The following is a 24,902-nucleotide window of genomic DNA, read 5'->3' as shown; positions in this document are numbered from 1 at the left end:
AGTATTCAGATTTTTATCAACATAAATCAAGACTGCACAAAGCGGCCACTTGTCTAAAGGTAAACTGTCTTCAGTTGCCTCTACAAGTTCTGTTAATAATTCAAAAATAGCTTTTCACTCTATCATTTCCATGAGTAAAGCTTCAGCCGAAATACCCGCCTTTATCGGCCAGTCGCTTTGTTTACCCATTAGGTTATGTGGCAGCGTCAGGCCAAAAGTGAACGCTTTAGGGCGTTCAACTGCCATGAGATTACGTATGCACCAGGCATGTAGGAACGCCTCTAGAGCCTCATGGTCAACATAACCTTCGACAGGCACGATGAAGGCTTTCAGGCGTTCACCTTCGAGCGCAGACATAAGCCGAACAGCCGCAGCCGCAACCTCGGGGAGACTCTGCAAACGCTCGGTAATGCGGGACGGAAACACATTGATCCCACCCACCTGTACACACTCATCGCGGCGACCTTCAGGCAGAAAATGTGTCTGACCCAGCCACTTCAGTTCATCGTCCAATTCATATTCAGTGCCAGTTTCACACTCTGCCAAGGTGGTGGCATTATTACCGCGTTGCCATCGAGGAAGTAATTGGAAGGGTGAGTCGGGATTGCTTCGAACACCAATTCCAGCTGTCTCACTTGAGCCATATACCTCGACCATGCAATCAATGCCTTGATTTTGCAACTCGCGAATTATCGTAGGGTCGCATGGGCCAGTAGAGGTGATGGCTTTAGTCCCCGCCGGAAAGCTGGTGCCCTGACGACTTAGTTGTCGCCAGATAAACGGAAAACCAATCATCAAGTCGCCTGCCCGCAGTTTGCGCTGGTGGATCATCGCGAGTGCTTTCGGCGCGCGTATTACGGCTGGTAATTGCAGCTGTAGCGGCAACAGTATGCTGAAAATAAAGCCATAAATATGGTGGCATGGACTGAGTGCGATGATTCGTTGCGTCGGCAGGTTAGAGCTGGAGCCAAAGTACTCAGCAAAAAAAGATGTCTCCGTGACTAGGGCATCCCACTGCTGCAAGCATTGCTTAGGTGTACCCGTGCTTCCGGACGTAGCAAACGTAACGTTCTCAGTTCCTCGACGGCGGGCAGTTGCAACCAAATCTGCCCACTCCCCTAGGGTCTTAAAGCGCAGCAGATAGTCTTCAAGACCACTCTCATAGATGTTGAAGAACATTGCGACACACGTCGCTAGACTCAGGAGCTCCAGTGAGTCGGCGCCGATTGCTATCTCGTCTTGGTCGAGCGGGGATGTTTCCTGCATTTCACCTATCAGGGTCGACGCGCTCCAGCGCTCGCTACCCGTCTGGTGTGAAGATAGGTGACGCAGGGCTTTGAGCTCGTCAGCCAGTAGCGAGATTATGACAGCCAAGATGCTGGCTTTATCCAGTTCAAGTCGGTTCAAGATGATCCCTGCTGGCTGATTAACGTAAAAGAAGGGTCAGAGACGCTTGACGAAAACCCAATAGGTTTCGCCGGTTAAGGCCTTCTTCATGTGCACTTTTACTTTGGTGGGCTTCATTTGATAGTCGAAGACATATTCGAACATCGTATTGAGGTTGCCATTCTTGACGCCGTCGGCAAAGCGGCCTTGGAACTCGGGTCGATTGGTGCAAGGTGCTACATCACGGAAAAAGTTTTTACCTATTACTTCGCCCGGCTTGCGGCCGGTAATGTCCCCTTCCGCAGCGTTGTACTGCAAGATTTTACCGGATGCGTCGAGCTGAATAGCGCCAAATGCAACCTTGTCGAGCTGTCCAGCCGACATCTTGGCGAGAGTATTCTCGATGTCATTAGATCCAAAGCTTATCAATTGCATGGGTAACTCCTGCTGCTTAACTGCAGCGACATTGTTCAAAATCGTACAAATCTGTACAAACAATATCTTATGTACAGGGGTTGTACAACTCCGGTTTTAAGCAGTTGGTCATTTGTGAATGTGCTCAGGATTAGCGTCCCCGGCCAAGACTGGTCGTGCTCGGCGCGGTTTCAATCATCAGATTATTGGGGGGCTGAGTCGCCTCAGCGAGAGGGAAATGCTAGGTCGCTTACCTGCATTGAGTCCACTGGACGCTACGGCATGGAAATGGGTTGTCACGTCACACTTGTGAAAGACGCCGCCGCCGCGTTCAGTGCAGAATCCAAGCGTGCTGGGTATCACATGGCATCCCTCTATGTGGATCTATGCCCCCACAGGCCTGGCGGCGGAAACTTGCTCACGATTCTTCGAAGGGTTGGTGACACTCCTTAGCCAAGCCTTGGCGGACTTTCCCAATCAACCATTGAAGAATTTGCGCCCGGTATTAGAGGCTGGCATTAGAATCAAGCATGGACTGAAAAAATCTCCGAAGATTGCTCTCTTGGCATTCATCTACCTGAAGCATTACTACCTCGGTTGCGAACAAGGTGAGTCGTCACTGAAGAAGGGTGATGTCGAGCTTCTCAACCAGCCTAGCCTGGAGTCGCTGATTGCTCAGGCCATAGCGGGTTCCGATACAGAGTGGCCACCTTCTGAACACCTAAAGCACCTGAACGGCTACTACGGTCAATGCTTCAAGCCCACAGGAATCAAGGTGCCACTGCAGGTCGAAGCTTGTATGGCCCTCGCGCTGGTAGAGCGGTACCGAGTAGCAGGTCAATTCCAATATGCGAAGGAAGCATTGGCCGCCGCCGCAGTAGATTTCCCGCGACTACCTTACATGAGGGAGGTTCAGCTTGACCCAGACACCGCTATTCGCTGGCTTGACATCATCTATCCGAAACGTGCGCCAGGAAAAATCTCGACACTTGAATGTTACGGTCTGTAGAAGATCGACGGGTTTGGTAAGGTGGTAGGTGTGATCGAATTGCCATTCGCAAAGGATGTCTGCTAATGACCCGAATTCTGCCTCATCTGATCGGCAGCTATGGGTCGCTTTCTGCCGGTCTTAACTCCGGTGTGCTGGTCAAGTCGAACGCGAACACACCGATACTAAGACTAGCAGCAACCATAACCTCTAGCGGTAGATCGACAATGGGGTCAACACTTCCATCTCCTGCGTCACGGCATGTCGCTGTTCAACATTGACTGTTCGCACTCACGTCTGTGCGATCATTCGTCATCTCTGCCCTCCTTGGTTTCCGCTGCGGTAGGGACAGGTGAACATGAGATATGGACAGCACAGCGAACCCCAAACCAACGATCGCCAATCAACTCTCCTGTGGCACTGCATACCTCGCAGACAGTCAACGACGCCTCTACCGCCCTCCTCACCATTTCTCGGCAGACCTCGTCACCGCCATGGTAAATGAATCGCAGCTCGGCCCATTTTTCTTTGATCCGCACTACGGTAATTGCTGGAACTTCGGAATGCGCATCTAGATAAATTTTGAGTTTTGCGCACAGGTCATCCAAAAGCGTCAGCCAGCCTGGGAAACATCCAATTTCACAGAGATTTGGATCGCCCAGCAGCGAGGGATAGCGTTCGCGCAGAATCGGCAGAAGATCGCTAGTCATGGTTCCTCCGGAAGTCACGACCGCATTTTTCTGCCAAGGCAAAAACAGTGGGAACGCCGGCGCTTTTCCGCGCCCCACGTCCCGCGAGTACATAAATCATGTCTTCTGTCTCGAAAAAACAATCTTGATATTTTCTCTGAAAACCCGAGAGAACCCCATGTGATGTATCGCTCTGCGCATCGGCCGCGTAGGTAGTCGAATTGGCATAAAGCACTGTTGGGCTCAAATCATCTTTTTCAAGCAGACGGACGAGGCGTGGAGTGAATTCAACATCGATGAGCATCCAGATTCTTACAATACAAAAAGACCGTGCGGGAAAAGTCTCAGATGTAATGCGCGCGAGCTCTGCATCGTTGAGCTCTGAACCGTGCCGCATCAATGCAGGCCCAAAGAGCAGCTCCCCCAGTAACTCATCATCCGAAACCGGCATTTTAGATTGCAGTTGTTTCTTATCGTCGGCGGCTGGGTTCATTCGAGGATCGCCAGGATAGTCTTGGCGCTGACGTTTTTCCTGACCCCCGGGCCGAGCAAAACGTAGGTCGTATTCTTGGTTTTAAACAAGTGCACTTCGCTATTAGAACGCTGAAAAGTACTGCGCACCCAATCGCCCCCGCGCCGCTTGCCAGCACTATGAAGTACAACATTAAAAGCATAGATGACATTCGGTTCCAAACCATCGGCAGAGAGCGAAGCACGATAGTCGTCAGGCACTTCAACGTGCGCGATTATCCACTCACGCACCACACAATACTGGCGGCCTGAACAATTCAAAATCGCTTCGGCTTCAGCCTGGGCATCATCCCCCTCAAAGCCAAGAAGTGGCTCGCCGTTGCCATGAAGAAATCCGGCAACGGCATTCAGTGAGTCAGACATTAAGTAACTCTCAAAATTAATACGTTTAGGTTATTCGCCCGCTCGGCTGTAACTCATTTCTGCTTGCTTGTTTAGCTGCAAGGCTTTGAGCAGCAAGTGCCCGACACTGCGATCCAACCTCATCCGATCCATTCGCTGAGTCGTTGGCACCCGCCTGATCGTTGTCAATTATTTGAGCAATCGACAGCGGGATCTAAGTAGCAAAATGGATCAAGAAGCTCATGGAGTGAGATCGACTCTTCCGTCTCCAAGGGGTACGTCAGTGCGTAGCCCCCAAGAACCGTGGCCCAAATTCCTCGGTGGCCCAAGTGCAAATGACGTAACGACTATTGAATGTTTCAATGACGCTATAGCCGCTGATCATGGTTCTGCTCAAGACGCTTGAAGTATGGATAGCGTTGCCGTCGGCAAACCTTCCAAAGCGATCTCCAAAAACCAGGCCTACCGCGCAATATCCGTGAAGTCGGGCATGGCAAAGGTATGCCGTAATAGGCTCGCCGAAATTGATCCTCATGGCTGCTGCGACTACGCGTGGTACTACTGGCGCGTCGGCCTGGGTGAGTATCCGAGAGGCAAGAGCCTCTTTTCTTGTCTTCATATTCATTGGACTGAGTGAAACGGCCCGAGAGCACCATTCTCAAACCACCAATGTGCGACCACATATAGCCCTCCTCCCTCCACTTGGACGACCATGTATCCGTCGCGGTGCGATCTTTTTTCAATCGGAGGTGTATGCACAGGCAGTCCTTCGGGAAATCGATTGCAATGATCACAAAACATCAGCCCAGTCATCCTCGGCGGCCGCTCAAGTGCACAAGCCAAAAATCCAACAACGTCATAATCAGGAATTGCCTCCCGAGCTCTTTGAACGACGGTAGGCAGACGCGAAAACCTGAAGTCAGCCATGGTCGCTCCAAAAGTTTTGATCCGGTACCGGCTATACCTTGGGTCATTCCGATCCTGCAAAATAAAGGTCATTGAATATGCACCTCCAAGCCCTCTTTAAACCCAGTGCTCTCTCCTGGGTAACCTCGTGGATTCGAGATGATCCGGCAGCCCACAAGCTCAATATCAACAGCTTGATGCGTGTGTCCGAACACCCACACATCCGCCTTTTCAATTAACTCAGGCCAGTGGTTTGTGTACGCGGCAGTCAAATGTCCATCATGCTTGTCGCCGACAACCGCAGGCGTTGGAGAGTGGTGAGTCACGACAACAGTCGGGCCAGAAAATGGTTTTTCCAGTTCTTGAGTTAGCCAGGCGCGAGACTTTTTGTTTCGGGTGACAAGGTCATCCGGGTGCAAGCGTCGAAAGGTAGAATCTGCCCGAATCAATCTGAAATCATTCATCCACTCCCACGCCAAATTGCTGGCTGCGACTGCATCGCCGGTCGATGAAAAATCAGTCCAGGCTGTTGTTCCAAGAAAACGAATTTGCTGCCAAACAAATACTTCGTTTTCGAGTACGTGGACATGGGGCGCGGCTGCGTCTTTCATTTTTTTCAGCGTTTTGTCGATGTGACCTTTGTAATATTCATGGTTACCGCAAACATAAATCACGGGGCACGAAAACGTCTCGTTGGCCCAGGTCACGCCTCGGGCAAGGACGTCGATGTCACCCGCCAAAATGACAGCATCTGCATTTACGTTGGGCGGTTGAAACTCGCAAAATTCAAGATGAAGGTCTGAGTAGATCTGGATTTTCATTACGTCACGCAACTCGATTTAGCGGGATATAGGACAGTTTTGTAAGGGGAACCGGAGAGCCGAAATAGATCGACTAAACCCGGCGATTTCTCGATTTACATATATATTGATAGATATCTAATTCCTTAACGGGCAACCAATGGCGAGCCTCATGGATTCGGCCAATCCATCGATGTTCGCCGTCGCGGGCTACCGAGCAACTCGCTCGACGACGCAATCGTTGTCGTCGAATGACTATAAGCATTTGTGCGCAACGATGCAATCGCGGCATACCGTTTTGTTTTACAGGAACGTCTAAAATGTCGCTTCGCAACGCCTTTGCAGCAGCGCTGCAATTCCTGCGGGCCCACCAGCGATTATCTCAACTGGACATCTCCAAGCAGACCGACCCATCCCACGTGAGCAGATTAGAGTCAGCACAAAGATCTGTTTCTCTTGAGAAAAGCAAAGAGCTCGCCCAAGCACTGAATCTGGAGCCTCTCTCTTTCTTAGCGCTTGTGTATGCGTCTGAGAATAGGGAGTCGCCGCGTTCTGTTCTCCAGCGTGCTCACGATGACCTCGAATCGTTTGGCTTGTTGGATTCAGAAATCCCGGCGCAGCCGAGCAAGACGGATCATCCGCGAGTAGTTGAGTCAGCTGATTTGAAGCAAAAAATCGTCAAGCTTTTGGAGGAAGGGAATTCTCAGGCGCAGGTCGCCCGGATCCTTGGTGTGGCTAAGTCGACAGTTACCCGGCGCTTGCAGAAGAAAGAAGACAACTGACACCAAATGGAATCAACTTTATAGGTGCCATTGGCTGAGCCTTTTGATGATATTTGGCAGACAGGAAGCGAGTTCTGTTGGCAACGTTTTCGGCGCGGCCCCTTCACTCGCGTATACGTGTTAAACCTTATAGCGCATCGGCATGTGTTCTAGCAGAAGGTCGACAAGCGCTTTCGTTTTGGCGGCAGTAGCTGCGTTTTGGGTAAATCAGCACCGCCGCGCCTGTGAAATAGTTAGGAACGATAAGAATTGAGTCAGCACTTCAGCCAGAGCTCCCGATCCGGGCTGGCGCTGTCAAAGCGAGTCTTTGTTTCGGATATTCAGTTAGCAAATCCAAGCTGATTCAACTGCCCTTTCAGAAAGCTTTCTTTCAACACTTTCGGAAATGAGAACGCCAGCTTCCACATCACGTAGATAAAGCCGATCGGTACGACCAATCCCATCCATCCGCCCATCAACAGTCCAACGAAGCTGAGCGGAATGAAAAGCAACGCAAGCACGCCGGCGCTCAATCGCATCTTGCTGATCCACGTCTTGAATCCATTTTCTTCATAGATTTTCTGGCCGTCAGACTTTTTGATTGCAAACAAAATGTAGCCAAGTCGCCCCAGCTTCACGAAGTAAAATTCACCTTCGATGCCTGGCCGCACGTAGGACTGAACGAGCTGCCCTACCCCTACCTTTTTCACAAGTTTCGTGCTTCCGTCGTTCTGGGCAATGCGAAGGTAGGTGTATTCACTACCGTCTGGTTTGTCCTGAGATGGCCCAACCACTTCCAGCTTTCCGCTGACAACTGTTACTTCTGACATCACACGCATCCTTGGCCATTAATTTTTTGACATCAAAACGCCATTACGGCGAAATCCTAAGTAAGTCTTAGCACGACGTAAATTCAAATCTAAGAATCTCTTAGCTTTTGGGCAAAAGAGAAATGACGATTTTTGGTAAGCGTCTTAATCAGGCCAGGAAGGCGGTGGGTCTCTTTCAGGAAAGGCTGGGGATTCTCGCAGGGATCGAAGAGGCTTCTGCCAGCGCAAGGATGAACCAATATGAGAAAGGTGTTCACGAGCCTGGCGTGGGGACGGTCAAACAGATCGCTGAGGCCTGTGGTTACCCAGTGGCTTTCTTTTACTGCGAGCAGGATGATGAGGCTGAGCTGGTTGCCTTATTTCATAAATTGAAGAAGGGGCAGCGGGGGGAAGTGTTGGCTGCGGCCAAGAAATTAATTGATGGCTGACTTCAGACGAGACCGGACTGCTTTGGGGGTGATGTTGGGTAATACCAAAGCAACAAACAGCCTCTGGTAATTGGCTTCGCGTTGCGTGACGACCTCGGCGAAGCATCGCCGAGATCTTGCCGCACGGCAGTTAAAGACGGATCAGTGGATACTGCTGCTTCAAATTTCGTATTACTCTTCGGGCAAAACGAGTAACAACAACCACAGTTAAACATCCGAACGCAAAAGGCCAAGCTTTCCATCCTTGCTCACGCAATAAATCGAGAGTGGCAAGGCAAACTTGCCGCGAAGAATTGGCAATCCCGACCATGACCAACGGCAGAAGTACCCACGCGGCTATTTTACGTGCCAATGGCGATTCTACACGCAGCTTTGCCTGTTCTAGCAGTCGTTTAAGTTGATGCATTACGTCCATCCTGTTGTATTTCGCTGGTGGTGGTAGCTGGAGGTTTTATCATGGCATCGAGCGGGTTAGGCGCCTAACCAAACTAGGCCTTTAAAATTCACTGACGCTCCGAAAGTTGCTGACTCCGCCCCCCTACAGTTAGAAATAGATGTGGGGTTGTCTGGGCATAGATGCAAAACAGTTTTGAACCCGATGGGATCTGAGAAGGCTGTGCTTGGGCATGAAAAAACTGAGTAAAACGCTGACGAACTTCGCCTCATGTTCGAACAAAAAGACTTATGCTGACGATAGAGGCTGATGCGCCCCTCATTCTTAAGTTCCCCCACTCGCTTACGGTCTTGATGGCACCCTTCAGGCTCTATACTTGAAAATAACGAGCACAAAATTCACTACAGATGTGCCTTCGTCTTTGGACGATAGCGTGAGCAAGACGGCCTCCCGGTTGCGATGGAGCGCTTACGAGAGCCTGATATCCGGGAGAGAGCTTTTGGCCCAGTGGTCAGGTGCTTCGCCGCTCAGGTAGGGTAAAACCTCGCGGGGCGTATCTGCGAAACGAGTAGTACTGTTACCTTTATCGTCATACCTGAACCGGTGATTGCCTCCGATGACCGCCCCCAAGGAAGCACGCTTGTTCGGATGCAAATCTCCCGCGGTCACTTTTGCAGGAAGGATCCTGAACTGGCCTAATGATTCTGGACACCTTCATCGGGCGCTATGATGGCGCCCAAATCAGAGGTGTAAATTGACTAAAGCCATGCGGGTTTCCTGCTCCACCGAGGTCAAGCTCAAGGCTGCCGCCTTGGTGTTGGACGAGAATAAGTCTGTCCAAGATGTCTGCGCCAACATGAATATCGGCCTGACCGCACTGCGTCGGTGGGTGGATCAGTTGCCCTATACACCCATCCGACCTCCGTACCTTTCACGTATGATCCTCAGAGGATGCGCAGTATGGCTCTAGAAGCCGGTTAGCCCGGCCCGAGGGATACGCCGGCTGGCCACATTGTTCGCAAAGTCGTTTGATTGGTCAACGGGTGGGACGAAGGATGAAATGGAAGACCAAAACTTTGGAGCAGATCGCAGTGATGATCTGCGGCGACAACACTGAAAGCTATTTTCAGTACCTCAGCGGCCCCAACCTGACACGCTTCTTCAAGGATGCGGACACCGACCTCGTCCATGATGGCGGAACTCGTCGATTCTGGGTGGCCAACGCCCTGGAAAAACTCCTCGACTTCCCTTCAACAAACGCCCAGATGCCGCCGGATGCCATGTTGCGTGTAATCCGCCTGCTGATGGACGCCGAGGATGCCCACAACGAGAAGCCACCCCGCCTGCTGGCTCTCAAGGCACTCAACGGCGCGATCAAGCGTGAAGGGTTTGAAGCCTTCTACGGTGACGATGACCAATGCTATGTCCGACATGTCGGAAGCGGCACGGTAGCGAGCGAATCGGCAAGCCCCCACCGGCCTCTCACGGCGGCAGAAACGGAGAAGAAGAACCGGCTAATCGAGTACCTCGACCAATGCTCCGAAGACGACCTTATCGAGCACGTCCTGCTTCCCCTCTTCCGTCAGCTTGGCTTTGCCCGGATAACCTCAGCCGGGCACAAGGACAAAGCCCTGGAATACGGGAAAGACATCTGGATGAAATTCGTCCTGCCTACCCAACATGTCCTGTACTTCGGAATTCAGGTAAAAAAAGGAAGCTGGACTCTTCAAGTGTGACCAAGGGCAGCCAGGCCAACGTCGCTGAAATACACAACCAAGTACTCATGATGCTGGGCCATGAGATCTTCGACTCGGAGCTCAGTAGACGAGTCCTCGTCGATCACGCCTTCATCGTTGCCGGGGGTGAAATCACCAAAGCGGCTCGCAACTGGATCGGTAACAAGCTCGATCAATCCAAGCGGAGCCAGATTCTTTTCATGGACAGAGAAGACATCGTCAACCTCTTCGTGGTGTCGCCATTACCCGCCCCTCAAATGCCCAGAGCATCATACGACCCGGTGTTCGATGACCCGATCCCCTTCTGACGGCATATCTGATCTCCCAAGGCTGACATCGCGCTGAAAGCCTACCTGATAACGCAAGTTGTCCGGGATCGAAGAGGCTCGGGGCTTTTGATTCACAAGGAAGATATGACTCAAAAGGGAAGGCGCCCGGGAGGCATAGACTCATAGCGAATTGCGGCCCTCGCCCACTGGTCGCCCTTACCCGCTGCCCTTTGAATGGACGAAGGCGTGGTAACAAGCCACTTCCCAATCTTGGGCTTAACCAGTGGCTTGGACATCCGGGCGTGGCATGCGGCAAGAAAGGGCTCCATTTTCTCAACAATATGCGGCTCAAGATGAGCCGTTTCTGTCGATTCATAACGAGCTACTGCGCGATATACCAACCCTCTAGGCAGTTCATAACCGGTATCCCAGAACACTGCTGGAACCTCCGAAGCAGGAAAGCTCGACTCCACAGGCAAGTAGTAAGGGCCAAGGTCAATGATGAAGCCGTTGAGCTCAACCCAATAGTGGGAATGCTCTCCAGCGTCGGATGCGTACCCTTGGATCGAGGCGCTACGTTCGTCTCGCGATACAAGAAAGGCTCCGAAGTTTCCGCCCACGACGGCAGGACTGTGCCCCAACGCCTTGAGAAGCCTGTGAATCCCGAAAGACGCGTACATGCACCGCTTATGGTAGTCGTCAGGAAACTGGCCTCTCAGGCACCTGTCGACCACACAGAGAATTCGCTCAATCATCACAGCGTCAACCAAAACGACCTCCTGTATGGAAAATGCAGCTCGGTCAGAGAGCAGATGTACCGAACCAGTTCGCTGATTTACCCGGCTTATGAAGCGATCGCCCAAAGGCCTTTCTGGACATGAGCCAGTTTTTGAAGATGTAGCTACCTGAGAGCAGATCATCCCCGATGCTAAGACCTCAGGTACGCGAAGAATCCGGCCCAGTCATGGGCCTGATACTTTTCCAGCATCCGCTTGGGAAGCTTGATTTGGGAAATGCTGTAGTCAATGGACTTTTGCCATTCAGCCTCATCTAGAATCTGCCGGCCTGTGAAATATCGAACCTCGTCCTCGAGAGTGTTATAGATCAAGAAAATACGATCAGGATTCACGCTGACGGCAGCACGACTAAGCCCTCGCTGATTATTCCAGTTTTCCCCACTCTTGATTTGGACTTCGAAGTAGCGACCTTCATGCCCGACGATCCCATCGATGCCCTTGTCGCCAACCAGCGATGGGAACACGTCAAATACTTCCCCGAGCAAGTATCCCCAGATGGCAAATTCGTTCCGCTTGCCGATCGCGAGCTTGTTTTTGATCTCTGCTTTCACTGACCTACCCTACCCTACCCTACGCCAACTCAATTGAAGCCTTAGGCTACCACTGCCGGCGGATCCAGGACGTGTCTTGGTCAAGATGGGGCTTCGGTCACCCCGCACCAGCCTTATGATCATGGTCTAGCTGTCTGGGGAGGACTGGGTCACTCACATACAGTCAAGCCAGGCGGTCGGTCGATCGGTCGGTCGGTGGCCAGCTTGAGCAAAGCCCAGATAGCTCGCCACCACCAGAGCCACGTTGTTAATTCCAGGCGTTTACGATCAAACCCGGAAGCTCATTTTCGCCTCAAAGATCATCAGATCGCTGACTTCGTCTCTCACCATTTTTCTGACGATGCGCGAGTCGACGTGGACTTCGCCATCCGATCCGATCCAGACCATTTCTGCATAATCTGCGAGCATGAGGTCGGCCAGGCCACGGCTGAAGCCGTCCCGAATCGGCTTGATCCTGAGATCATCGTCGGTACCGTATTTGATCCGCTTATAGAAGCCAGCCTCCAAAGCACCGACACCGTTGAGCACTTCCACGAACTTGAAGATTCGGTTGTCGAAGAAATCCTCCTCGTTCTTCAAATGCACGATAGCCAGGGGTTGACGTACCTCACCGGGATAAATACAGACATGCACGGCTTGCATTCGTCAGTGCGATCGATACCTGTACTGCTATGACGCCGAAGCCGCAACCAACGCTGACTTGATGACGTCGGCATACAACGCCAGCTTGGATCTGGTCAAAAAATATGACGGGATCCATGGAAAGCAATGTGGAGCCGCACCAACAGCACCGTTGTTGAGCAAGGCAGAATGATCCGCTGATCTTCAAATAGCCAAAAATCGACCACTCGAACCAATGCTGGCCTCCCTGATTTTTCCATCACCTAGGCCAGTGTCGTGCCCGCTCCCCCGAAGACCCGCACTCTAATCGCCCGGCCAACCCGGCGCAGCTCTGATCGATACCGCGACAGCCACAGGGCTGATTCGCCCCGCATCGCCACCAACAGATTGGCTGCGGCAGCAAGCTTAGGCCTCTACTGTCGATTTTTAAAAAACGTGATTGCGCCGCAGGCTCGACACGTTGCCAAAACAAACCGCGTGCTAGATCCTGAAGCTGCTCAAAATCCATTTTATCTCACGACTTGCCGAATGTATGGCCAGGCAACTTGCCTAGCTCCAGCGGCGTTCCGTCTGCTAGACACCAATCCATCATGCACAGGAGGCCATCCGCCGGCGCCCCTAGATAAATTAGTCACCAGCTTTGGCCTTCTTTACTCAAGCAAGCCGAACTGTCCCTTATTAAGACTTTGAGCTAACCCGCATATTGCCCCTTGAGATTATCTCCATCATCTGAATCGATTCTACATGACGCCAGAGATGCACGATGATTTGAATCAAGCAGTCAACGGACGCTTTCAATTGCGGCGCTGATACCGGCATCGAATTGACATAGTTATCTGGAAAACGGAGAGCATCATGAAATCCAATACGAATTCGAATTATCGAGAAGTGCTGTTTCACGATACTGCTGCCGATGCCTTCTTTCTTATCGGCTCTACCGCCAACACCAACAGGGTGCAAAAGCACAGTGACGGGAATACCTACCCCTACGTTGCGTTGGATGTATCGAGCGCCTCGCATCCCATCTACACAGGTCAGCAGCGTACGGCTACCCATGAAGGCCGCATTGCTGGTTTCAACCAACGCTTCGCTGGATTTAGCTCGCGCGACCAGCTGTGATTCATTATCTACTAGCTCATCCGCTTCCCAAACCAGCGACCCCGAGCAGCCCCTTAACCCAAGGGGCTGCTTTCGTTTGGTCGCAAACAAGTGGTCTAGATTCGTTGTTGCATCACAGAGGTGCGGGCCGTGCCTGGACAGATCCAAATTGCTTTGGGTTTTGTGATTGATTCCAGGAAACATAAGTGAGGCGACGCCTGCCCTACTCTCGTCCGTCTTATCGTCTACGCCATCGCCCCCTTCATCAGCCCCTGCCAGAATGCTGTACGAGCCATCATTCAACCGGTTCCTTCCGCCGTTATATTGCCGGTCAATCGCGCCCATATCTATCCAACTCGCTTCGCTCTACGACTGCGGTCACGTAACCGTGCTCCAGTGTCCAGAAACACATCTGAATATTTTTGCTTTCAAAAGAGCCATGCCGGGTTTGGGCTGGTTGAGTTCGAAGATCGTCAGCCGTGATTGGCGGAGCTTCTGGTTAAACAGCAATGCAGTCTTGGAGCCCTCCCTCGTTGTCTTATGGTCGATGCCGAACTGTGCGGCATCCGCATCCGCATCAGCTTCCGACTCTGGCACGTAGAACCTATCGGGGAGTAATGCCAGATGTCGAAAACTGCTTCGCATCCCATCTACACAGGGAAGATTCTAGCCGTTGCAAAAAGCCCGCCCTGACCGCCGGGCCATCTTATTAGCCGTGTAGGTAGGCCGCCCCCTCGGTAGAGGGGCCCGTATTGAGGAGAACGTCGAGAAGGCAATACGTGACGTTATGTAGAGCCTCAGCGGCGCTTCGGGCCATAAAGCTGGTTTAAAGATCAGCAAATATGAACCATAGGAGAAGCCCAGCCGGGGTGCTATGACGCGAAGGGTGACTAGAGGAGACTCTACTTGGACAATTATAACTCTCTCCAACTAGGCAGCACATCTGCACCATATTGCGTTTTCCACTCTTTAAGGCGGCCATGATTTGAGCCCCGGGTTTCCACGACTTCTCCGGTGTGAGGGTTTCGATACCGGCGCAACGGTTTTGTAGTTGAATTCGCAGCGGCCTTCAACTTCTCTTCTGATAAGAGTGCTTCGAACAGATCTTCAACCAGTGAGGGCGCAGAGACCGACGCCGCTGGCCTCAATAATCTGAGAACATCTGTAGCACTAAAACTGTATCGGGCTTTCAACGCTACAAATTCCTGATAGAATCGGGCGTCCCTATCTAGAGAAGTGTCATCTTCGATTTTCTTTAGCTTCCCCATAAGCGCTAAGTAATCCATGATCGCAGTCATCACCTATCCCCCCTATAATAAACACCGACTCGTTGATTATCCTCGCCCGCGCGATCGTATAGCCCACAAGTGGCAACTGCGAAACCTGACAGGACGGCAGGCGTGCCATTGAGAGTTACATACCTCACGCCTCATCACCTGCGCTAGTGTCAATGCCCGGAGAGATGCGATCTATCAGCACTTTTATACCATCACTGCCGTGAGTTTCATGAGCCTCAACGAGCTCTACCAGCTCCACTACTTCCTGATCCGTGTACCCGTATCGGCTTATTAGCTCATCAAGCTCGGCACTGAATGCCCGATCCAGTTGATAGTTGACATCGCTGGTCTCAAGCGCATGCATGTCGCTGTCAATTCGTGCCAGCAAACTCTTAATTTGTAGGTGCCTTACAAACGTATGGGGTCGATTCATAGCTGCCTGCCCGCTCGGACTTGACTTGAGTGTAGCGCATGAAATGCACCGCTCAAAGCCGACAGTAGCGTTTAGCATGCGTGTCGCAAAACATAAAAGCCTGTATAATCAAGTAATTAACTTTTCCCGTGGAAAGACCAAAGACTTCCTGACGCGACGGACGGACGTTTTGCTATTCATTGGCCATCCCACAACAGATGATCATAGACGCCCATCTAAATTTATCTTTCTAAAACAGATAGTTAAAGCGATTGCATCACCAAACCGTAACAATCGATCGAACCGTTTTCCGATGAGAAATACAGTGCCATCATAGGCGGGCCAGCTATGCGTGAATGGCATATTATCAATTTATGCTTAAAGACGCTTAAAGCGAGCGCTAAATTTAACATTTTTGAGAATATCGGCCTTGCGGTTTTTTTCGATAGCAGCGCCTAGCCCCCTGTTCCGTCGCTCCCCGAAGCATAAATGCTCTATCTCGGTGGTGTCAGAGCTTCTCGAATATAGACATTTTCTCATATATTGACAGTTGGGTCGTGCATTCTTGGACGGCGGATGTGCACGATCACGCTAAATTTTACGGTGACAAAGAGGGAAATAGCGACTCAACCCGATCGGCGCTCGGCGTCCTTTAACCCTCCGTGCTTCCATGTCTCCGTGGGAACGGTGCAACCTATGGGTGTATCCCATCGCCTAGCTCCTCACGCCTACACTGCCTCCGTGAGGATTGAACGCGCTTGCATGGTCAGGTAGCTGTTTGTTTTTGATTCTAAGTAGTACCAACTTGGGTACCTTGACCACTATCAGAAGATCTACCTTTCTAACGAGCCACTGCTGCACTTCGATGTTCCATAATTTTTGAAGGTAACAGATTTTCTCCGCCGCTTGTTCATATTTAGAGTCATTAACGATCCCTTAGCAACCAAGCCAGTCGAACGAGATCGTCGATGGGTAGATTCTGAAGTGCGCTGCTCCAGATGGCATCGAGGTGATAAGACTGGAAGCACCGTGTTAGTAATTTAAGCTCGTCGCGCGTCACCGGAAAAGAACTGGCAGTGAATATTAAAGTTTGGCGTATAAACCACACCTCTTCTTTGGAGATAAGATCAAATGCCGAACCCAGAAGTAAGTAAGCAATCGCTAACGAGCGTGGCGGGGCCGACTCGATATTTTTAACCATCTGCGCAACGGTTGGTTTGTCATACTCATGCGAATTTAACTTCGAACCTCGGGCAGCTACCAGGAACCAACGGGCGGCGCCGCCATCGCTAACAAGGTTACCCTGGTACAAGAAGATGCCAAGCAAGAAGTACAGCGAATATTTGGATGGGCGCATATACGCAGGTACCACAGGCGCATATTCCACCCAAACCTGAATCCGCAAAACTATTCGACAAATTCTAGTTTCGGCTGATGCAGTTTGGTATCCCCAACGGTCGCGAGAAACCAGCCCTACCCCATGATCGAAGTACCCTCGCGTTGTTTGCTGCATATACGCTTGCCAGCCTCCCGTGAAGTTGCTCAGGTGCCCTTTTTCCAACTGCTGTAGCAATACTGGCTGGCGATGTGCGGCACAGAGAGCTGAGCCTCTGTTACGCCATGCACGCCGCAACGCAGGAGCTCTCATCGCGGCCACATCTTCCTCTAGGCATTGGGCGCAGAAGCGGCGGTTATCATTTTGATCCACTGCATTGATCGGCAGACGAAAGCGCTCCGTCACATGGGTGCTTGTCGGGTCAGGGAACGCCTTCAGGAAGACCTCAGACCTGTAGAGGTCATCGCACTCAAGGTCTCTCGCATCCTGGCCATGATCTTGGGAGCGAGGGCTGCCAAGCAGCACCTCCGGATTCCAGGGTTTGTGTTCATCTGCATAGTCGACCTGCTCCGCAGCATTCTTGGTGCTGGAGAGCTGACTGAGATCGTGAGCGGTAGCTAGCGCAAACGGGGTGGCCGTAGGCTGCAGCAGCGCGGTGCACCATTCCAGAAATCCATCGTGAATGACAGTGACCGCGCTCGACGCCGCATTCCGTGATAACCATGAGCCCAAGGTTTCGTCATGAAGTGGCGTCAAGTAACCTGAGAATGCCCCGCGTTGCTTGCGGCTGCCGCTAGTAAGCGAATCGATTGAAGCTGAGCGCTGGTTATAAAGACAGCTTGAGCTGCCCGACACAGTACTCAATGAAAGACCTTTTTCTGTAGCTCCTCCAGGAGCGACAAACGGCGCAGCGACTGGCCGATCTGTCCGTGTGATAGGGATGACAAGGTTAAGCTCCAACTGTACCTCTATCTGCCGATCCTCGCCCAATACGAAAGGCAGTAGGATTTGCATGCCGCGTAGAGTGTCAGATGCGTCGGGTTGGCGCCTAAATAAGTCATCGCACCCAAGTTCGCTTTCAGGGCTTAAAAGATCTTCTGATCCTGCTGGTTGATCAAGTGCTGCGTCGCTTGAGTGACTGAGTTCGTCGGCGATTGAGCCGATTGATGAAATGGCGGCCTCTGCTTCTTTAGCTTGTTTGGTTTCTTCAGTGCCTTCTGCTCCTTTTGTTTCCTGTGCCACCTTCTGCTGTTTCGCTCGTTCAAAGCGGGCAGGTGAGCTCGGAAACGCATCATTTGGTGGCAGCGGGTAGGAGTCAAACGTGTCAAAGTAGGTGGAAGCCTTAGTTGCCACTGAGGCTGCCATAAGCCCCCTGACCACCGTCACGGTGTTCCCGACCAACCCCTTTGTGTGTGCGTGCAGAATGCCAACGTCGAGCCCACAGAAGGTCAAGGGGCAAGGATAAAGCGCTAGAAAGGATGACGCACCCAGGTGAGTCTGCTCAGTCGCGAGATCGGAATCTGCTCCGACGGAGGCCAGCGTAGATTGTCGAACCAGCACCTCCCGTGGCTCGCTGGCTGGTAGCGGTAAGAGCGCCCGTCCCTTCGCTCTGAGAGAGAGTAGGAATGTGTTAACACGGTTGCCGGGATTGCCCATCCGCATGACCGTCGCAATGTCACGGACGAAGTCCAGGTAGTGCGGGTCGCAAGGCATTGGCTCCAGATCGACGTACTCGACATCAATCTTCATCGCTTGCGCAACGTGCCCCACTTCAGTCAATGGATCGCGTAGTCCACAAAGCACAACGCAGTGGCCGTAAGGTGGTTGGGTCAGTTGCTGGATGGATCCATAGATGTTTTGGACTTTCATCTGGCGCTTATGAAAAAAATCGTGAGCATCTTCGCAGATAACAGCCTGATAACGACGCAGATGGATCGCTGCCTCGTAATGCAGCCTGACTTTCTGGCCTGAGATCATGTCAACAGAAGAGCTGGGTAAGCCCAGTGACTTCAAGAAGTGGGAAGAAAAAACAAAGTCTGCGTTAAAGGGGGCTCGGGGGACGAAAACGGCTCGGATGTTTTTGCGCAACAGCATTGAATGGAGACGTGAAGCGAAAGCGCTAGCTCCCGCTCCAGCCTCTCCTCTAACGATAATCAGCTTGCCATGAGTATTCCCTCCATACTCGCCGATCGACTCAAGTACGCTTTCAAGCGGCGCTTGGTTTGCAGAGCTCCCAATCCAGCGCCGCCCCATGTTGAAGGCTACTCCAGGAAAGCTGGAAGCCGGGCCTCAAAACAGGCATCCAGCAGCGCTTCGTCGATGCATTCATGCCCGGTCTCGATGGCCAGCTTGGCGGAGGTGATCAAGACCCAAACGATATCGCGAGTGCTACCACGGCAGTTCGATACCAGGCTTTCTTGGATTTCACAGGTATCCAGGGTTGATGGCTTGCGCAACGGCATGAACCGAACGAACGCCTTCAGGAAGCGAGACAAGTCTTCCCCAGCTGCATGCCACTGGCGGATTTCCCACACGCCGAAACGCGATCGCAGTTGAGAATCAATGCCCAAGAAGACCTTCAAATCTTCTGTACCCGCAACCACTAAGCTGACCCCAAAATCACGATTCGCCATCGCACGCAGGTATGTGTAATTGGGCTGGATCAGCATGCTTTTCACGCCAGCGAGCGCATTGCCTTCATCGAGAATGCAGACAGCCAGCTTCATCTCTTTGATACGCTCGGAAATGCGTTTGATGCCGGACGCGGTGCAAAGGGATTTTACCGACTGCGTGAACCCCAGATGGCTGAGGAAAACCTGCTGCAAGTCAATGTGCCGGCCGTAGTCAGACAGATCGATGGTGAGAATCGATGTGGCGTCGGGAGTATTGAGCCGCGTTACAGCATGCTCAATCATTTTCGTCTTTCCGATACCACTGATGCCTATGAGCCCCATACAGGATCGGCTACCAATTCGCGTCGCGTGGATCATTCGCTCGATCCCCGTGATGAATGTTTCGCTAGTGTTAGTCTTGATCCAGAGCGGGTTATCGCAATACATGATGCGCTCAGGGCCATCGAGCATTGCTACCTGCTGAAGCTTCTGAGCGAGATGCGGAAAGTCCATAGCTATTCCCCCTCGAAAGGTTCGACATCAAGAGCAAAGTTGCGGGTAGCCTGCTTGCTTTTTTTGCCAGGCCGCTGGTGATGGGTCACCAGCCCAACTTCCTTATCAGCGTCATTGATCTCAAGCTGCTTACGCATGGCGGGAGTATCAAGCAGGATCGACTGGCGAAGCTGATCTGCGCGGGCGAGGAACGCCTTTACGGCGCGCTCACCCAGCTTGCCAGCGCGTTTGAGGTACTTCTGCAGGATCGCCTTCGCGGTGAGCGTACCGGTGGTTTTCTCGCAGCAAGGTACTTCAATCCACTGCCCTTCGAACCGAGCCAACACCATCGACAGGTTGGCCGAATCATATTTCACTCGAATTGGCTTCCCGATCATGTGGCGAAGCACATCGTTTGAGTAGCGGAAGCCGTTCACCTTGAGGCCGGTTTTCGACATCTTAGGGTGCTTCTCTGGCAGCACCTCGATGATGAAATTCTTCACATCGTGCACGCGACGAGGCGCCAAAGGACGGCCTTTCGCATCCCGAAGCGCTTCCCGCCAGCGATCACGTGGAGTCTTGCCATCCTCTCCAGCGGTGTCGTGGTATTCACACACGGCCAAGGTGAAGTACCGGGTGAACTCTTCCAGCGTCATTACAGCGTGCTTTTGCGGATTGAAATCGCGATCCTTGCGCGGCCGCGATCCTGTTCCTCCGGGAAGCATATGGACAAACCCAACGTTCAAGGTACCGAGGACGCGCTCGCAGATACCCCCGTCTTGCTTCTGGTGGCGATGTCGTAGCTTGATCCCCTCCAAGGCGCAGGCAGCGACGAGGTTGCCCGAACGGAACTCACGAGCATTGTCGGTTAACAGTTCATCGAACACGCCGTAGAACTCGTACTCATGATCCTTCAGGCCAACGCTCTTCATGAACGTTTCTTTACTCATCACTGCATGCTTCAAGGTGTGAGCAACACTGGCCAAGCTGGGATACCGAAAGCTGATATAGAAGCCGAGGATGACTTTCGTTTTCGCGCAAACGGCTATTGTGATCCAGGGGCGCCCAACAGGGTCTTTTCGGTCATACCGACTCGCGAGGAAAACGTCGGCTATGGTGTGATCCATTTGTACCTGTTCGAGCGCGCGACTGAGCTCGCGGAAGCCGTCCCGAAGCTTGAAAGCGTCGTCAGCATGATTCTTCCCGTTTACCTGACGATCTTTCATGTGCTCAGGCAGGTTATTCATCCGATCGCATACAGTTTCATACGAGGGCACGTTGTCGATTTTCAATTCAAAGCAGGCTGCTTGGACGCCCTTCCAAACTGTCCGATAAGATGCACCCTCCCCCCGAAAAAGCCATACATGCTCAGCGATGATCTTTTCGACTTCAGGGGAGATGGCCTTAGTTCCTTTCTTGCGCCCGCGCTTTTTACCGAGCAAGCTGATAGGGCCTACTTCAATATTAAAACGCTTACGCACTTCGTAGTAGCGCTGGACACTCAAACCGCATTCCTTGGCGGCTTCATCGACTGACAAGTTATCGGCAAACTGCTTTTCTATGATTTCAAAGCGATGGCGCGCCTGCTCTTTCTGCTCTGGTGTGAAATCATCACCCAGGATTAAGGCTCGCTTCGCGGTTTTGTCTGCAATCTTCGCAACAGCCGCCTGAAGTAACGTCTCGTGATCGACGGACTCTACCTGGGCGGAGCTCACAAGACGCAGTGTGTCGTTACGGATGCTTTTAAGATGCAGCTTTCGGGTGGTCTCGTCGATGCCCTCGACGACCCAGATATCCCCTTCAAAATTTACAAGCTGTTTGCTGCCGTCTGGATTGGTGTATGTGCCCATGGCACACCTCCACGCGACCAGCCGGCGCCGCTGAGGCGCAAGCACCGCGCTGGTCAATAGTCCTTGAGACACCGATGATACCGGCGCTTCCAAGGATATAAGTTTTGGGCTATTCCGAAGGGTAGCCCCCTGGCTTTTCCGTAAACGCCTCGCGATTCAGCGGGTGGAAGCGCAGCACCTCATGAGAAAACAGTCGATCAATTTCTGTAGCCACCGTCTTGTAGGATGGCGACTTGATGCCCGCTTCTTGGCACCTGGCCCTGACGTCGTTCCACACAGCTCGCTTAGTGCTGCATGCGTCGAGCCACCCGGCTCGGATAGCATGCTCGACGATCTCTGCAGTTCTCGCAGGAAGCGCTGACGGCTCTTGCGCCAGTTCTGCGATTCCGCGCAGCGACCGGGCGTCAAGGGACTGAGGGTCGAACGGACTTTTATGAGGCCAACTTTCGCTGGCCTTAAACTCATCAGCACCCATAGGAAGTTTCACTGCCGCAGGCGCGATAATCACCTTCGCAGGAAGGTGAGTGAACGACACCGGTTTGAACTCATGCTTTCCTGGATGCTGAACGCAAAGCATCAGTGAAGCATCGGCTCTCATGAATCGGAGCTTAGGCAGCAACTGACACGATCCCGGTATTGCCGGGAAAAACCCATTGCCTTGAATCAAAGTGCGAGGGCTGTACGTGGTCGGGATAGCACCGGTTTTGATGAGCCTTAACTTGGGTGATTTAGCATGAGCCATGAAGAGCCTCGCTTAGTAAGTTCTGCTAGCACGTGAAGAAGGTTCTGCCTACTTGGCATCCGACACTTTTCGACTTAGGCAACACTTCCTGAGTAGGTTGTGTATGCATGACCATTAATGGCGTTAAGCCATAAATTTTCAAAACAAAACAGCCTTGTTTGAGGTCTAGCAGGCAAACCGACTACGTCAAATTCTATAAATTTGTTTTTTTAATTAGTTCAATTAGTTCAATAGGTTGAATGTAAAATCTTTACGCTGTCAAAAAACTGAAATGAAGAAAATCCAGGGTGGATTTTATTTTTTTTAACCCTGCAGAGGGCGTGAGGGAGGAAACGCGAGGGTTGCGAGGGGATCGGTTTTTAGCGGCTGGTCACAGCTGGACCCTGGAAAGCATGGCGGCCAGCGTCAAGCTGTCTCGCTCGGCGTTTTTTAAACGGTTCAATGAGATGACCGGGCAGTCGCCGGGCCAAGTGTTATTGGTGCTGCGCATGCGCCACGCCTGCCAATTGCTCAAAACCAATAACACCGTGGAGCAGGCCTCGGTGGCCGTGGGTTACCAATCGATCTCAGCGTTTACCCGGGCGTTCAATAAAGTCGTAGGCGTACAACCCGGCGCGTACCGCAAGCAACATGAAGGCCGTTAGTGGCCGCGATGCCCCATCAGACCGGGCAACTCAGCGACCCGTTGTTCAGCCCTTGCTTCACCACTTTATGACTAACCGTCGCTTTGCCGTCATGCCACACAAGGGTCAGCACGTAGAGCGAATCGTAGTCACTGGAATCCCAGTCACTAATGATGACCTGGTCTTTTCCCGAGGCTTCAGTGGCGACCCGGTTAATCAGCTCCGGCAGATAACCGTGTGACCAGGCAGTGTAGACCGTGGCTGCGTGGTATTTGTCATGCATCAATTCATCCGCCAAGTCGCTGGTGTCATTGGCCGAGAAATCGATGTTGATCGCAAGGCCCAACTTGATGGCGCTCGGGGAAATGGTCAGTAGCGGGCGCAAGTAACTGAAGGATTCGTCGTTGACGCCTTCTTTTACATGGCGATTAGGGTTAGAGGCAAAGACAAAGTTGGCGTTGCCGTAGTCCCGTGGCAACACGGTTGATAAGGCGATAGCGCGGTTTAAGCCCTGGCAGTTGAGTTGCCCTAATCCTGCGGCTGGCTTCTCGGCGTGCCGGATGAAGATCAAGGTTTGTGTGCCGCCTGCTGTTTGTGCTTGTAGGCTTCTGCTGACGGAAAAAAACAAAACAAGGGCTCCCATAAATATAACGGGTAATAAAAGGGATGCCCAAGGACGCAAGCGCTTCAGAACAGCGGTACGGTTGTAGTTTTTCATTATTCTCATTGTGTTCAATACGCGTTATAGGAAGCTTGCTGCGAATGTGACTGGAGTGAATGTGGCAATTGAGTCCTGATTAATCGACCTTTAGTTTGTAAGGAAACTTGTCAAATTGCCTGAAGTGTTACTTATTTTTGCCGCGAGCAGACAATAGCACTCAATGCGATGGCCAATCCGGCAATGGCATAGACCCACGTCGCCGAAGCGACTGGCAACAGCACACCCGCCAGTAAAGGACCCATGCCGGCGCCGATATCACGCCAAACCGCATTGGCGGCGATGGCCTGCACGCGTCCTGTACCCGGGTTGCGTTGGGCAATGATGATCACCACCAGCGGCAGCTGTAACGCCCGCAATATCAGCACACAGGCGGCGCCGGCAATTAGCCAATGGCTGCCGAAAGCGGTCAGTGCAAGGCCGCTGAGGATTGAAAAGGCCACCAGCATGCGCAGCGCCCCGAAGTTTTCGGCGGCGCGCCCACCCATCGGGCTCAAGAGCATTTCCGACACGTAGCGCAGGGCCAGTAAGATGCCCGCGATAACAACCGCATTGCCGCCGAGCATGGCTTGGGCTTGCAGCGACAGCCCGAAAATGAATAACCCGTCCAACGCCACGCCTTCGACAAATGACCAGATCGCCACGCTGTCCGGCAGTTTGAAGCGTCGCCCCGTAGGCGCTGACAAGATGTGCCCGGTGCTGGGTAAACCGCGCGCCACCCAGAGCGCAACCAGTGCCGATACACACGCCAATAGAAAAACCAGCCGTGGTCCGATTTCAAGGCTCAGCAAAGCGCCCAGTGGCAACGCAACCATGGGGCCCGCCGCGATTAACGCCCTTGAGCGCCCTGCCCGGCGTGCGGCACCCGACGTTTCCGAGGTCGCCAACACTTGCGTCGACAGGTTTAGCGCGCCGAAACACAAGCCCCACGCGAGACGCAAAATCAGCAGCCACCAAAAACCGGAAATCAATGCGTTGCCCAATGCACACAGCGCGGCGACACCTGAGGCCAACATCAGCGTCGGACGATCGCCGTTTCGTGCGTAAAAGCGCATGACGTAGCCATAACCGAAAATCCGCACCAGTCGGTTGGCCGCCAACAACACCCCGGCCTGCGCCAGCGTCACGCCGAATGCTTGAGACTGCATGGGCAGCAACAAGTACAGCAGCGTATCGCTGGGCAAGCAAAGACCCAGGACGATCGCTGCACGGCGGGAGTATGAATCGGCAGTAGATGGTACGGCGGCAGTCATGACCGGAGAAATCCTGAAACACCAAATGGCGCCTAGCATGCACGGT

Annotated in this window: 25 protein-coding genes and 1 pseudogene; 8 read left to right on the top strand and 18 right to left on the bottom strand. The window is 52.5% G+C overall.

The features are described 5' to 3' along the window. Window positions 1–114: 114 nt before the first annotated feature. A complete protein-coding gene (locus RHM65_RS18480; RefSeq protein ID WP_322170292.1) occupies window positions 115–1,407 on the bottom strand; it encodes an AMP-binding protein in 1,293 nt (430 codons plus the stop codon). Window positions 1,408–1,443: 36 nt separating this feature from the next. Further along, the gene (gene pyp / locus RHM65_RS18475; RefSeq protein ID WP_322170296.1) at window positions 1,444–1,821 is read right to left on the bottom strand and encodes a photoactive yellow protein; all 378 of its coding nucleotides are present in this window, start codon (window positions 1,819–1,821) and stop codon (window positions 1,444–1,446) included. 355 nt (window positions 1,822–2,176) lie between these two features. On the opposite strand from pyp, the gene RHM65_RS18465 reads away from it, so the two are divergent. Continuing rightward, window positions 2,177–2,809 carry a hypothetical protein gene (locus RHM65_RS18465; RefSeq protein ID WP_322183866.1) on the top strand — a complete coding sequence of 211 codons (633 nt, stop codon included), beginning with the start codon at window positions 2,177–2,179 and terminating at the stop codon, window positions 2,807–2,809. A gap of 284 nt (window positions 2,810–3,093) precedes the next feature. Here RHM65_RS18465 and RHM65_RS18460 read toward each other — a convergent pair whose 3' ends face one another. From RHM65_RS18460 to RHM65_RS18445, 4 genes are all read right to left on the bottom strand, one after another. Further along, the gene (locus tag RHM65_RS18460; RefSeq protein ID WP_322183864.1) at window positions 3,094–3,498 is read right to left on the bottom strand and encodes a hypothetical protein; all 405 of its coding nucleotides are present in this window, start codon (window positions 3,496–3,498) and stop codon (window positions 3,094–3,096) included. Beyond that, window positions 3,491–3,970 (bottom strand): DUF6957 family protein, encoded by a 480-nt coding sequence (locus RHM65_RS18455; RefSeq protein WP_322170301.1) that lies wholly within the window; start codon window positions 3,968–3,970, stop codon window positions 3,491–3,493. The genes RHM65_RS18460 and RHM65_RS18455 overlap by 8 nt, the downstream gene beginning before the upstream one ends. Continuing rightward, on the bottom strand, window positions 3,967–4,371 hold the full coding sequence (locus tag RHM65_RS18450; RefSeq protein ID WP_322170304.1) for a DUF6957 family protein: 405 nt from the start codon (window positions 4,369–4,371) through the stop codon (window positions 3,967–3,969). The genes RHM65_RS18455 and RHM65_RS18450 overlap by 4 nt, the downstream gene beginning before the upstream one ends. Window positions 4,372–5,345: 974 nt before the next feature. After that, window positions 5,346–6,077, bottom strand: a complete 732-nt coding sequence (locus RHM65_RS18445) for a metallophosphoesterase (protein ID WP_322170306.1) — start codon at window positions 6,075–6,077, stop codon at window positions 5,346–5,348. Window positions 6,078–6,376: 299 nt separating this feature from the next. On the opposite strand from RHM65_RS18445, the gene RHM65_RS18440 reads away from it, so the two are divergent. After that, entirely contained in the window at window positions 6,377–6,838 is a 462-nt protein-coding gene (locus tag RHM65_RS18440; protein ID WP_322170308.1) for a helix-turn-helix domain-containing protein, read from the top strand. A 320-nt stretch (window positions 6,839–7,158) separates the two neighbouring features. Here the strand turns inward: RHM65_RS18440 and RHM65_RS18435 are convergent, their stop codons facing one another. Further along, on the bottom strand, window positions 7,159–7,647 hold the full coding sequence (locus RHM65_RS18435; RefSeq protein ID WP_322170311.1) for a hypothetical protein: 489 nt from the start codon (window positions 7,645–7,647) through the stop codon (window positions 7,159–7,161). A 122-nt stretch (window positions 7,648–7,769) separates the two neighbouring features. Between RHM65_RS18435 and RHM65_RS18430 the strand changes: the two genes are divergently transcribed. After that, window positions 7,770–8,075: a helix-turn-helix transcriptional regulator gene (locus RHM65_RS18430; protein ID WP_322170314.1), complete on the top strand. Its 306-nt coding sequence runs from the start codon at window positions 7,770–7,772 to the stop codon at window positions 8,073–8,075. A 130-nt stretch (window positions 8,076–8,205) separates the two neighbouring features. Here the strand turns inward: RHM65_RS18430 and RHM65_RS18425 are convergent, their stop codons facing one another. Next, entirely contained in the window at window positions 8,206–8,481 is a 276-nt protein-coding gene (locus RHM65_RS18425; protein WP_322170316.1) for a hypothetical protein, read from the bottom strand. Between the two features lie 754 nt (window positions 8,482–9,235). Here RHM65_RS18425 and RHM65_RS18420 point away from each other — a divergent pair. The 3 genes from RHM65_RS18420 (at window position 9,236) to RHM65_RS18410 (ending at window position 10,513) form a co-directional block, all read left to right on the top strand. Next, entirely contained in the window at window positions 9,236–9,439 is a 204-nt protein-coding gene (locus RHM65_RS18420; protein WP_322170943.1) for a transposase, read from the top strand. A gap of 85 nt (window positions 9,440–9,524) precedes the next feature. Beyond that, on the top strand, window positions 9,525–10,205 hold the full coding sequence (locus RHM65_RS18415) for a hypothetical protein (protein WP_322183862.1): 681 nt from the start codon (window positions 9,525–9,527) through the stop codon (window positions 10,203–10,205). Continuing rightward, on the top strand, window positions 10,202–10,513 hold the full coding sequence (locus RHM65_RS18410) for a hypothetical protein (protein ID WP_322183860.1): 312 nt from the start codon (window positions 10,202–10,204) through the stop codon (window positions 10,511–10,513). The genes RHM65_RS18415 and RHM65_RS18410 overlap by 4 nt, the downstream gene beginning before the upstream one ends. 889 nt (window positions 10,514–11,402) lie before the next feature. On the opposite strand, the gene RHM65_RS18405 is transcribed toward RHM65_RS18410, so the two are convergent. Further along, entirely contained in the window at window positions 11,403–11,822 is a 420-nt protein-coding gene (locus tag RHM65_RS18405; RefSeq protein WP_322183858.1) for a hypothetical protein, read from the bottom strand. A 267-nt stretch (window positions 11,823–12,089) separates the two neighbouring features. Then, window positions 12,090–12,464, bottom strand: a complete 375-nt coding sequence (locus tag RHM65_RS18400; RefSeq protein WP_322170324.1) for a hypothetical protein — start codon at window positions 12,462–12,464, stop codon at window positions 12,090–12,092. An 834-nt stretch (window positions 12,465–13,298) separates the two neighbouring features. On the opposite strand from RHM65_RS18400, the gene RHM65_RS18395 reads away from it, so the two are divergent. Beyond that, window positions 13,299–13,562: a type B 50S ribosomal protein L31 gene (locus RHM65_RS18395; protein WP_322170327.1), complete on the top strand. Its 264-nt coding sequence runs from the start codon at window positions 13,299–13,301 to the stop codon at window positions 13,560–13,562. 893 nt (window positions 13,563–14,455) lie between these two features. Here RHM65_RS18395 and RHM65_RS18390 read toward each other — a convergent pair. From RHM65_RS18390 to RHM65_RS18365, 6 genes are all read right to left on the bottom strand, one after another. Continuing rightward, window positions 14,456–14,839, bottom strand: a complete 384-nt coding sequence (locus RHM65_RS18390) for a histone-like nucleoid-structuring protein, MvaT/MvaU family (RefSeq protein ID WP_322170330.1) — start codon at window positions 14,837–14,839, stop codon at window positions 14,456–14,458. Window positions 14,840–14,963: 124 nt separating this feature from the next. Beyond that, entirely contained in the window at window positions 14,964–15,251 is a 288-nt protein-coding gene (locus tag RHM65_RS18385; protein ID WP_322170332.1) for a hypothetical protein, read from the bottom strand. Window positions 15,252–16,155: 904 nt separating this feature from the next. Then, entirely contained in the window at window positions 16,156–18,819 is a 2,664-nt protein-coding gene (locus RHM65_RS18380; RefSeq protein WP_322170335.1) for a TniQ family protein, read from the bottom strand. Window positions 18,820–18,827: 8 nt separating this feature from the next. Next, complete coding sequence (locus RHM65_RS18375; RefSeq protein WP_322170338.1) at window positions 18,828–19,691, bottom strand: ATP-binding protein; 864 nt, start codon at window positions 19,689–19,691, stop codon at window positions 18,828–18,830. A gap of 2 nt (window positions 19,692–19,693) precedes the next feature. Further along, window positions 19,694–21,520, bottom strand: coding sequence for a Mu transposase C-terminal domain-containing protein (locus RHM65_RS18370; protein ID WP_322170341.1), 1,827 nt, complete (start codon window positions 21,518–21,520; stop codon window positions 19,694–19,696). Window positions 21,521–21,629: 109 nt separating this feature from the next. Continuing rightward, on the bottom strand, window positions 21,630–22,262 hold the full coding sequence (locus RHM65_RS18365; protein ID WP_322170344.1) for a hypothetical protein: 633 nt from the start codon (window positions 22,260–22,262) through the stop codon (window positions 21,630–21,632). Between the two features lie 368 nt (window positions 22,263–22,630). Between RHM65_RS18365 and RHM65_RS18360 the strand changes: the two are divergent. After that, window positions 22,631–22,906, top strand: a pseudogene (locus tag RHM65_RS18360) (helix-turn-helix domain-containing protein); the annotation flags it as partial. A gap of 16 nt (window positions 22,907–22,922) precedes the next feature. Here the strand turns inward: RHM65_RS18360 and RHM65_RS18355 are convergent. Beyond that, window positions 22,923–23,603, bottom strand: a complete 681-nt coding sequence (locus tag RHM65_RS18355) for a histidine phosphatase family protein (protein ID WP_322170609.1) — start codon at window positions 23,601–23,603, stop codon at window positions 22,923–22,925. A 131-nt stretch (window positions 23,604–23,734) separates the two neighbouring features. Next, window positions 23,735–24,856 (bottom strand): MFS transporter, encoded by a 1,122-nt coding sequence (locus tag RHM65_RS18350; RefSeq protein WP_322170612.1) that lies wholly within the window; start codon window positions 24,854–24,856, stop codon window positions 23,735–23,737. Window positions 24,857–24,902: the final 46 nt, after the last annotated feature.

Origin of the sequence: Pseudomonas sp. CCI4.2, assembly GCF_034350045.1 — a bacterium.
Classification (GTDB): Bacteria; Pseudomonadota; Gammaproteobacteria; order Pseudomonadales; family Pseudomonadaceae; genus Aquipseudomonas.
This window is presented reverse-complemented; position numbering and strand designations above follow the sequence as displayed.

Excerpts from the sequence above, each read along its gene's own strand:
- RHM65_RS18425 (WP_322170316.1), bottom strand. The coding sequence starts at position 8,481 with ATGCATCAACTTAAACGACTGCTAGAACAGGCAAAGCTGCGTGTAGAA.
- RHM65_RS18435 (WP_322170311.1), bottom strand. The coding sequence starts at position 7,647 with ATGTCAGAAGTAACAGTTGTCAGCGGAAAGCTGGAAGTGGTTGGGCCA.
- RHM65_RS18450 (WP_322170304.1), bottom strand. The coding sequence starts at position 4,371 with ATGTCTGACTCACTGAATGCCGTTGCCGGATTTCTTCATGGCAACGGC.
- RHM65_RS18370 (WP_322170341.1), bottom strand. The coding sequence starts at position 21,520 with ATGGGCACATACACCAATCCAGACGGCAGCAAACAGCTTGTAAATTTT.
- RHM65_RS18465 (WP_322183866.1), top strand. The coding sequence starts at position 2,177 with ATGTGGATCTATGCCCCCACAGGCCTGGCGGCGGAAACTTGCTCACGA.
- RHM65_RS18440 (WP_322170308.1), top strand. The coding sequence starts at position 6,377 with ATGTCGCTTCGCAACGCCTTTGCAGCAGCGCTGCAATTCCTGCGGGCC.
- RHM65_RS18430 (WP_322170314.1), top strand. The coding sequence starts at position 7,770 with ATGACGATTTTTGGTAAGCGTCTTAATCAGGCCAGGAAGGCGGTGGGT.
- RHM65_RS18375 (WP_322170338.1), bottom strand. The coding sequence starts at position 19,691 with ATGGACTTTCCGCATCTCGCTCAGAAGCTTCAGCAGGTAGCAATGCTC.
- RHM65_RS18455 (WP_322170301.1), bottom strand. The coding sequence starts at position 3,970 with ATGAACCCAGCCGCCGACGATAAGAAACAACTGCAATCTAAAATGCCG.
- RHM65_RS18400 (WP_322170324.1), bottom strand. The coding sequence starts at position 12,464 with ATGCAAGCCGTGCATGTCTGTATTTATCCCGGTGAGGTACGTCAACCC.
- RHM65_RS18445 (WP_322170306.1), bottom strand. The coding sequence starts at position 6,077 with ATGAAAATCCAGATCTACTCAGACCTTCATCTTGAATTTTGCGAGTTT.
- pyp (WP_322170296.1), bottom strand. The coding sequence starts at position 1,821 with ATGCAATTGATAAGCTTTGGATCTAATGACATCGAGAATACTCTCGCC.
- RHM65_RS18460 (WP_322183864.1), bottom strand. The coding sequence starts at position 3,498 with ATGACTAGCGATCTTCTGCCGATTCTGCGCGAACGCTATCCCTCGCTG.
- RHM65_RS18390 (WP_322170330.1), bottom strand. The coding sequence starts at position 14,839 with ATGACTGCGATCATGGATTACTTAGCGCTTATGGGGAAGCTAAAGAAA.
- RHM65_RS18395 (WP_322170327.1), top strand. The coding sequence starts at position 13,299 with ATGAAATCCAATACGAATTCGAATTATCGAGAAGTGCTGTTTCACGAT.
- RHM65_RS18355 (WP_322170609.1), bottom strand. The coding sequence starts at position 23,603 with ATGAAAAACTACAACCGTACCGCTGTTCTGAAGCGCTTGCGTCCTTGG.
- RHM65_RS18420 (WP_322170943.1), top strand. The coding sequence starts at position 9,236 with ATGCGGGTTTCCTGCTCCACCGAGGTCAAGCTCAAGGCTGCCGCCTTG.
- RHM65_RS18385 (WP_322170332.1), bottom strand. The coding sequence starts at position 15,251 with ATGAATCGACCCCATACGTTTGTAAGGCACCTACAAATTAAGAGTTTG.
- RHM65_RS18415 (WP_322183862.1), top strand. The coding sequence starts at position 9,525 with ATGAAATGGAAGACCAAAACTTTGGAGCAGATCGCAGTGATGATCTGC.
- RHM65_RS18380 (WP_322170335.1), bottom strand. The coding sequence starts at position 18,819 with ATGGGGCGGCGCTGGATTGGGAGCTCTGCAAACCAAGCGCCGCTTGAA.
- RHM65_RS18350 (WP_322170612.1), bottom strand. The coding sequence starts at position 24,856 with ATGACTGCCGCCGTACCATCTACTGCCGATTCATACTCCCGCCGTGCA.
- RHM65_RS18365 (WP_322170344.1), bottom strand. The coding sequence starts at position 22,262 with ATGGCTCATGCTAAATCACCCAAGTTAAGGCTCATCAAAACCGGTGCT.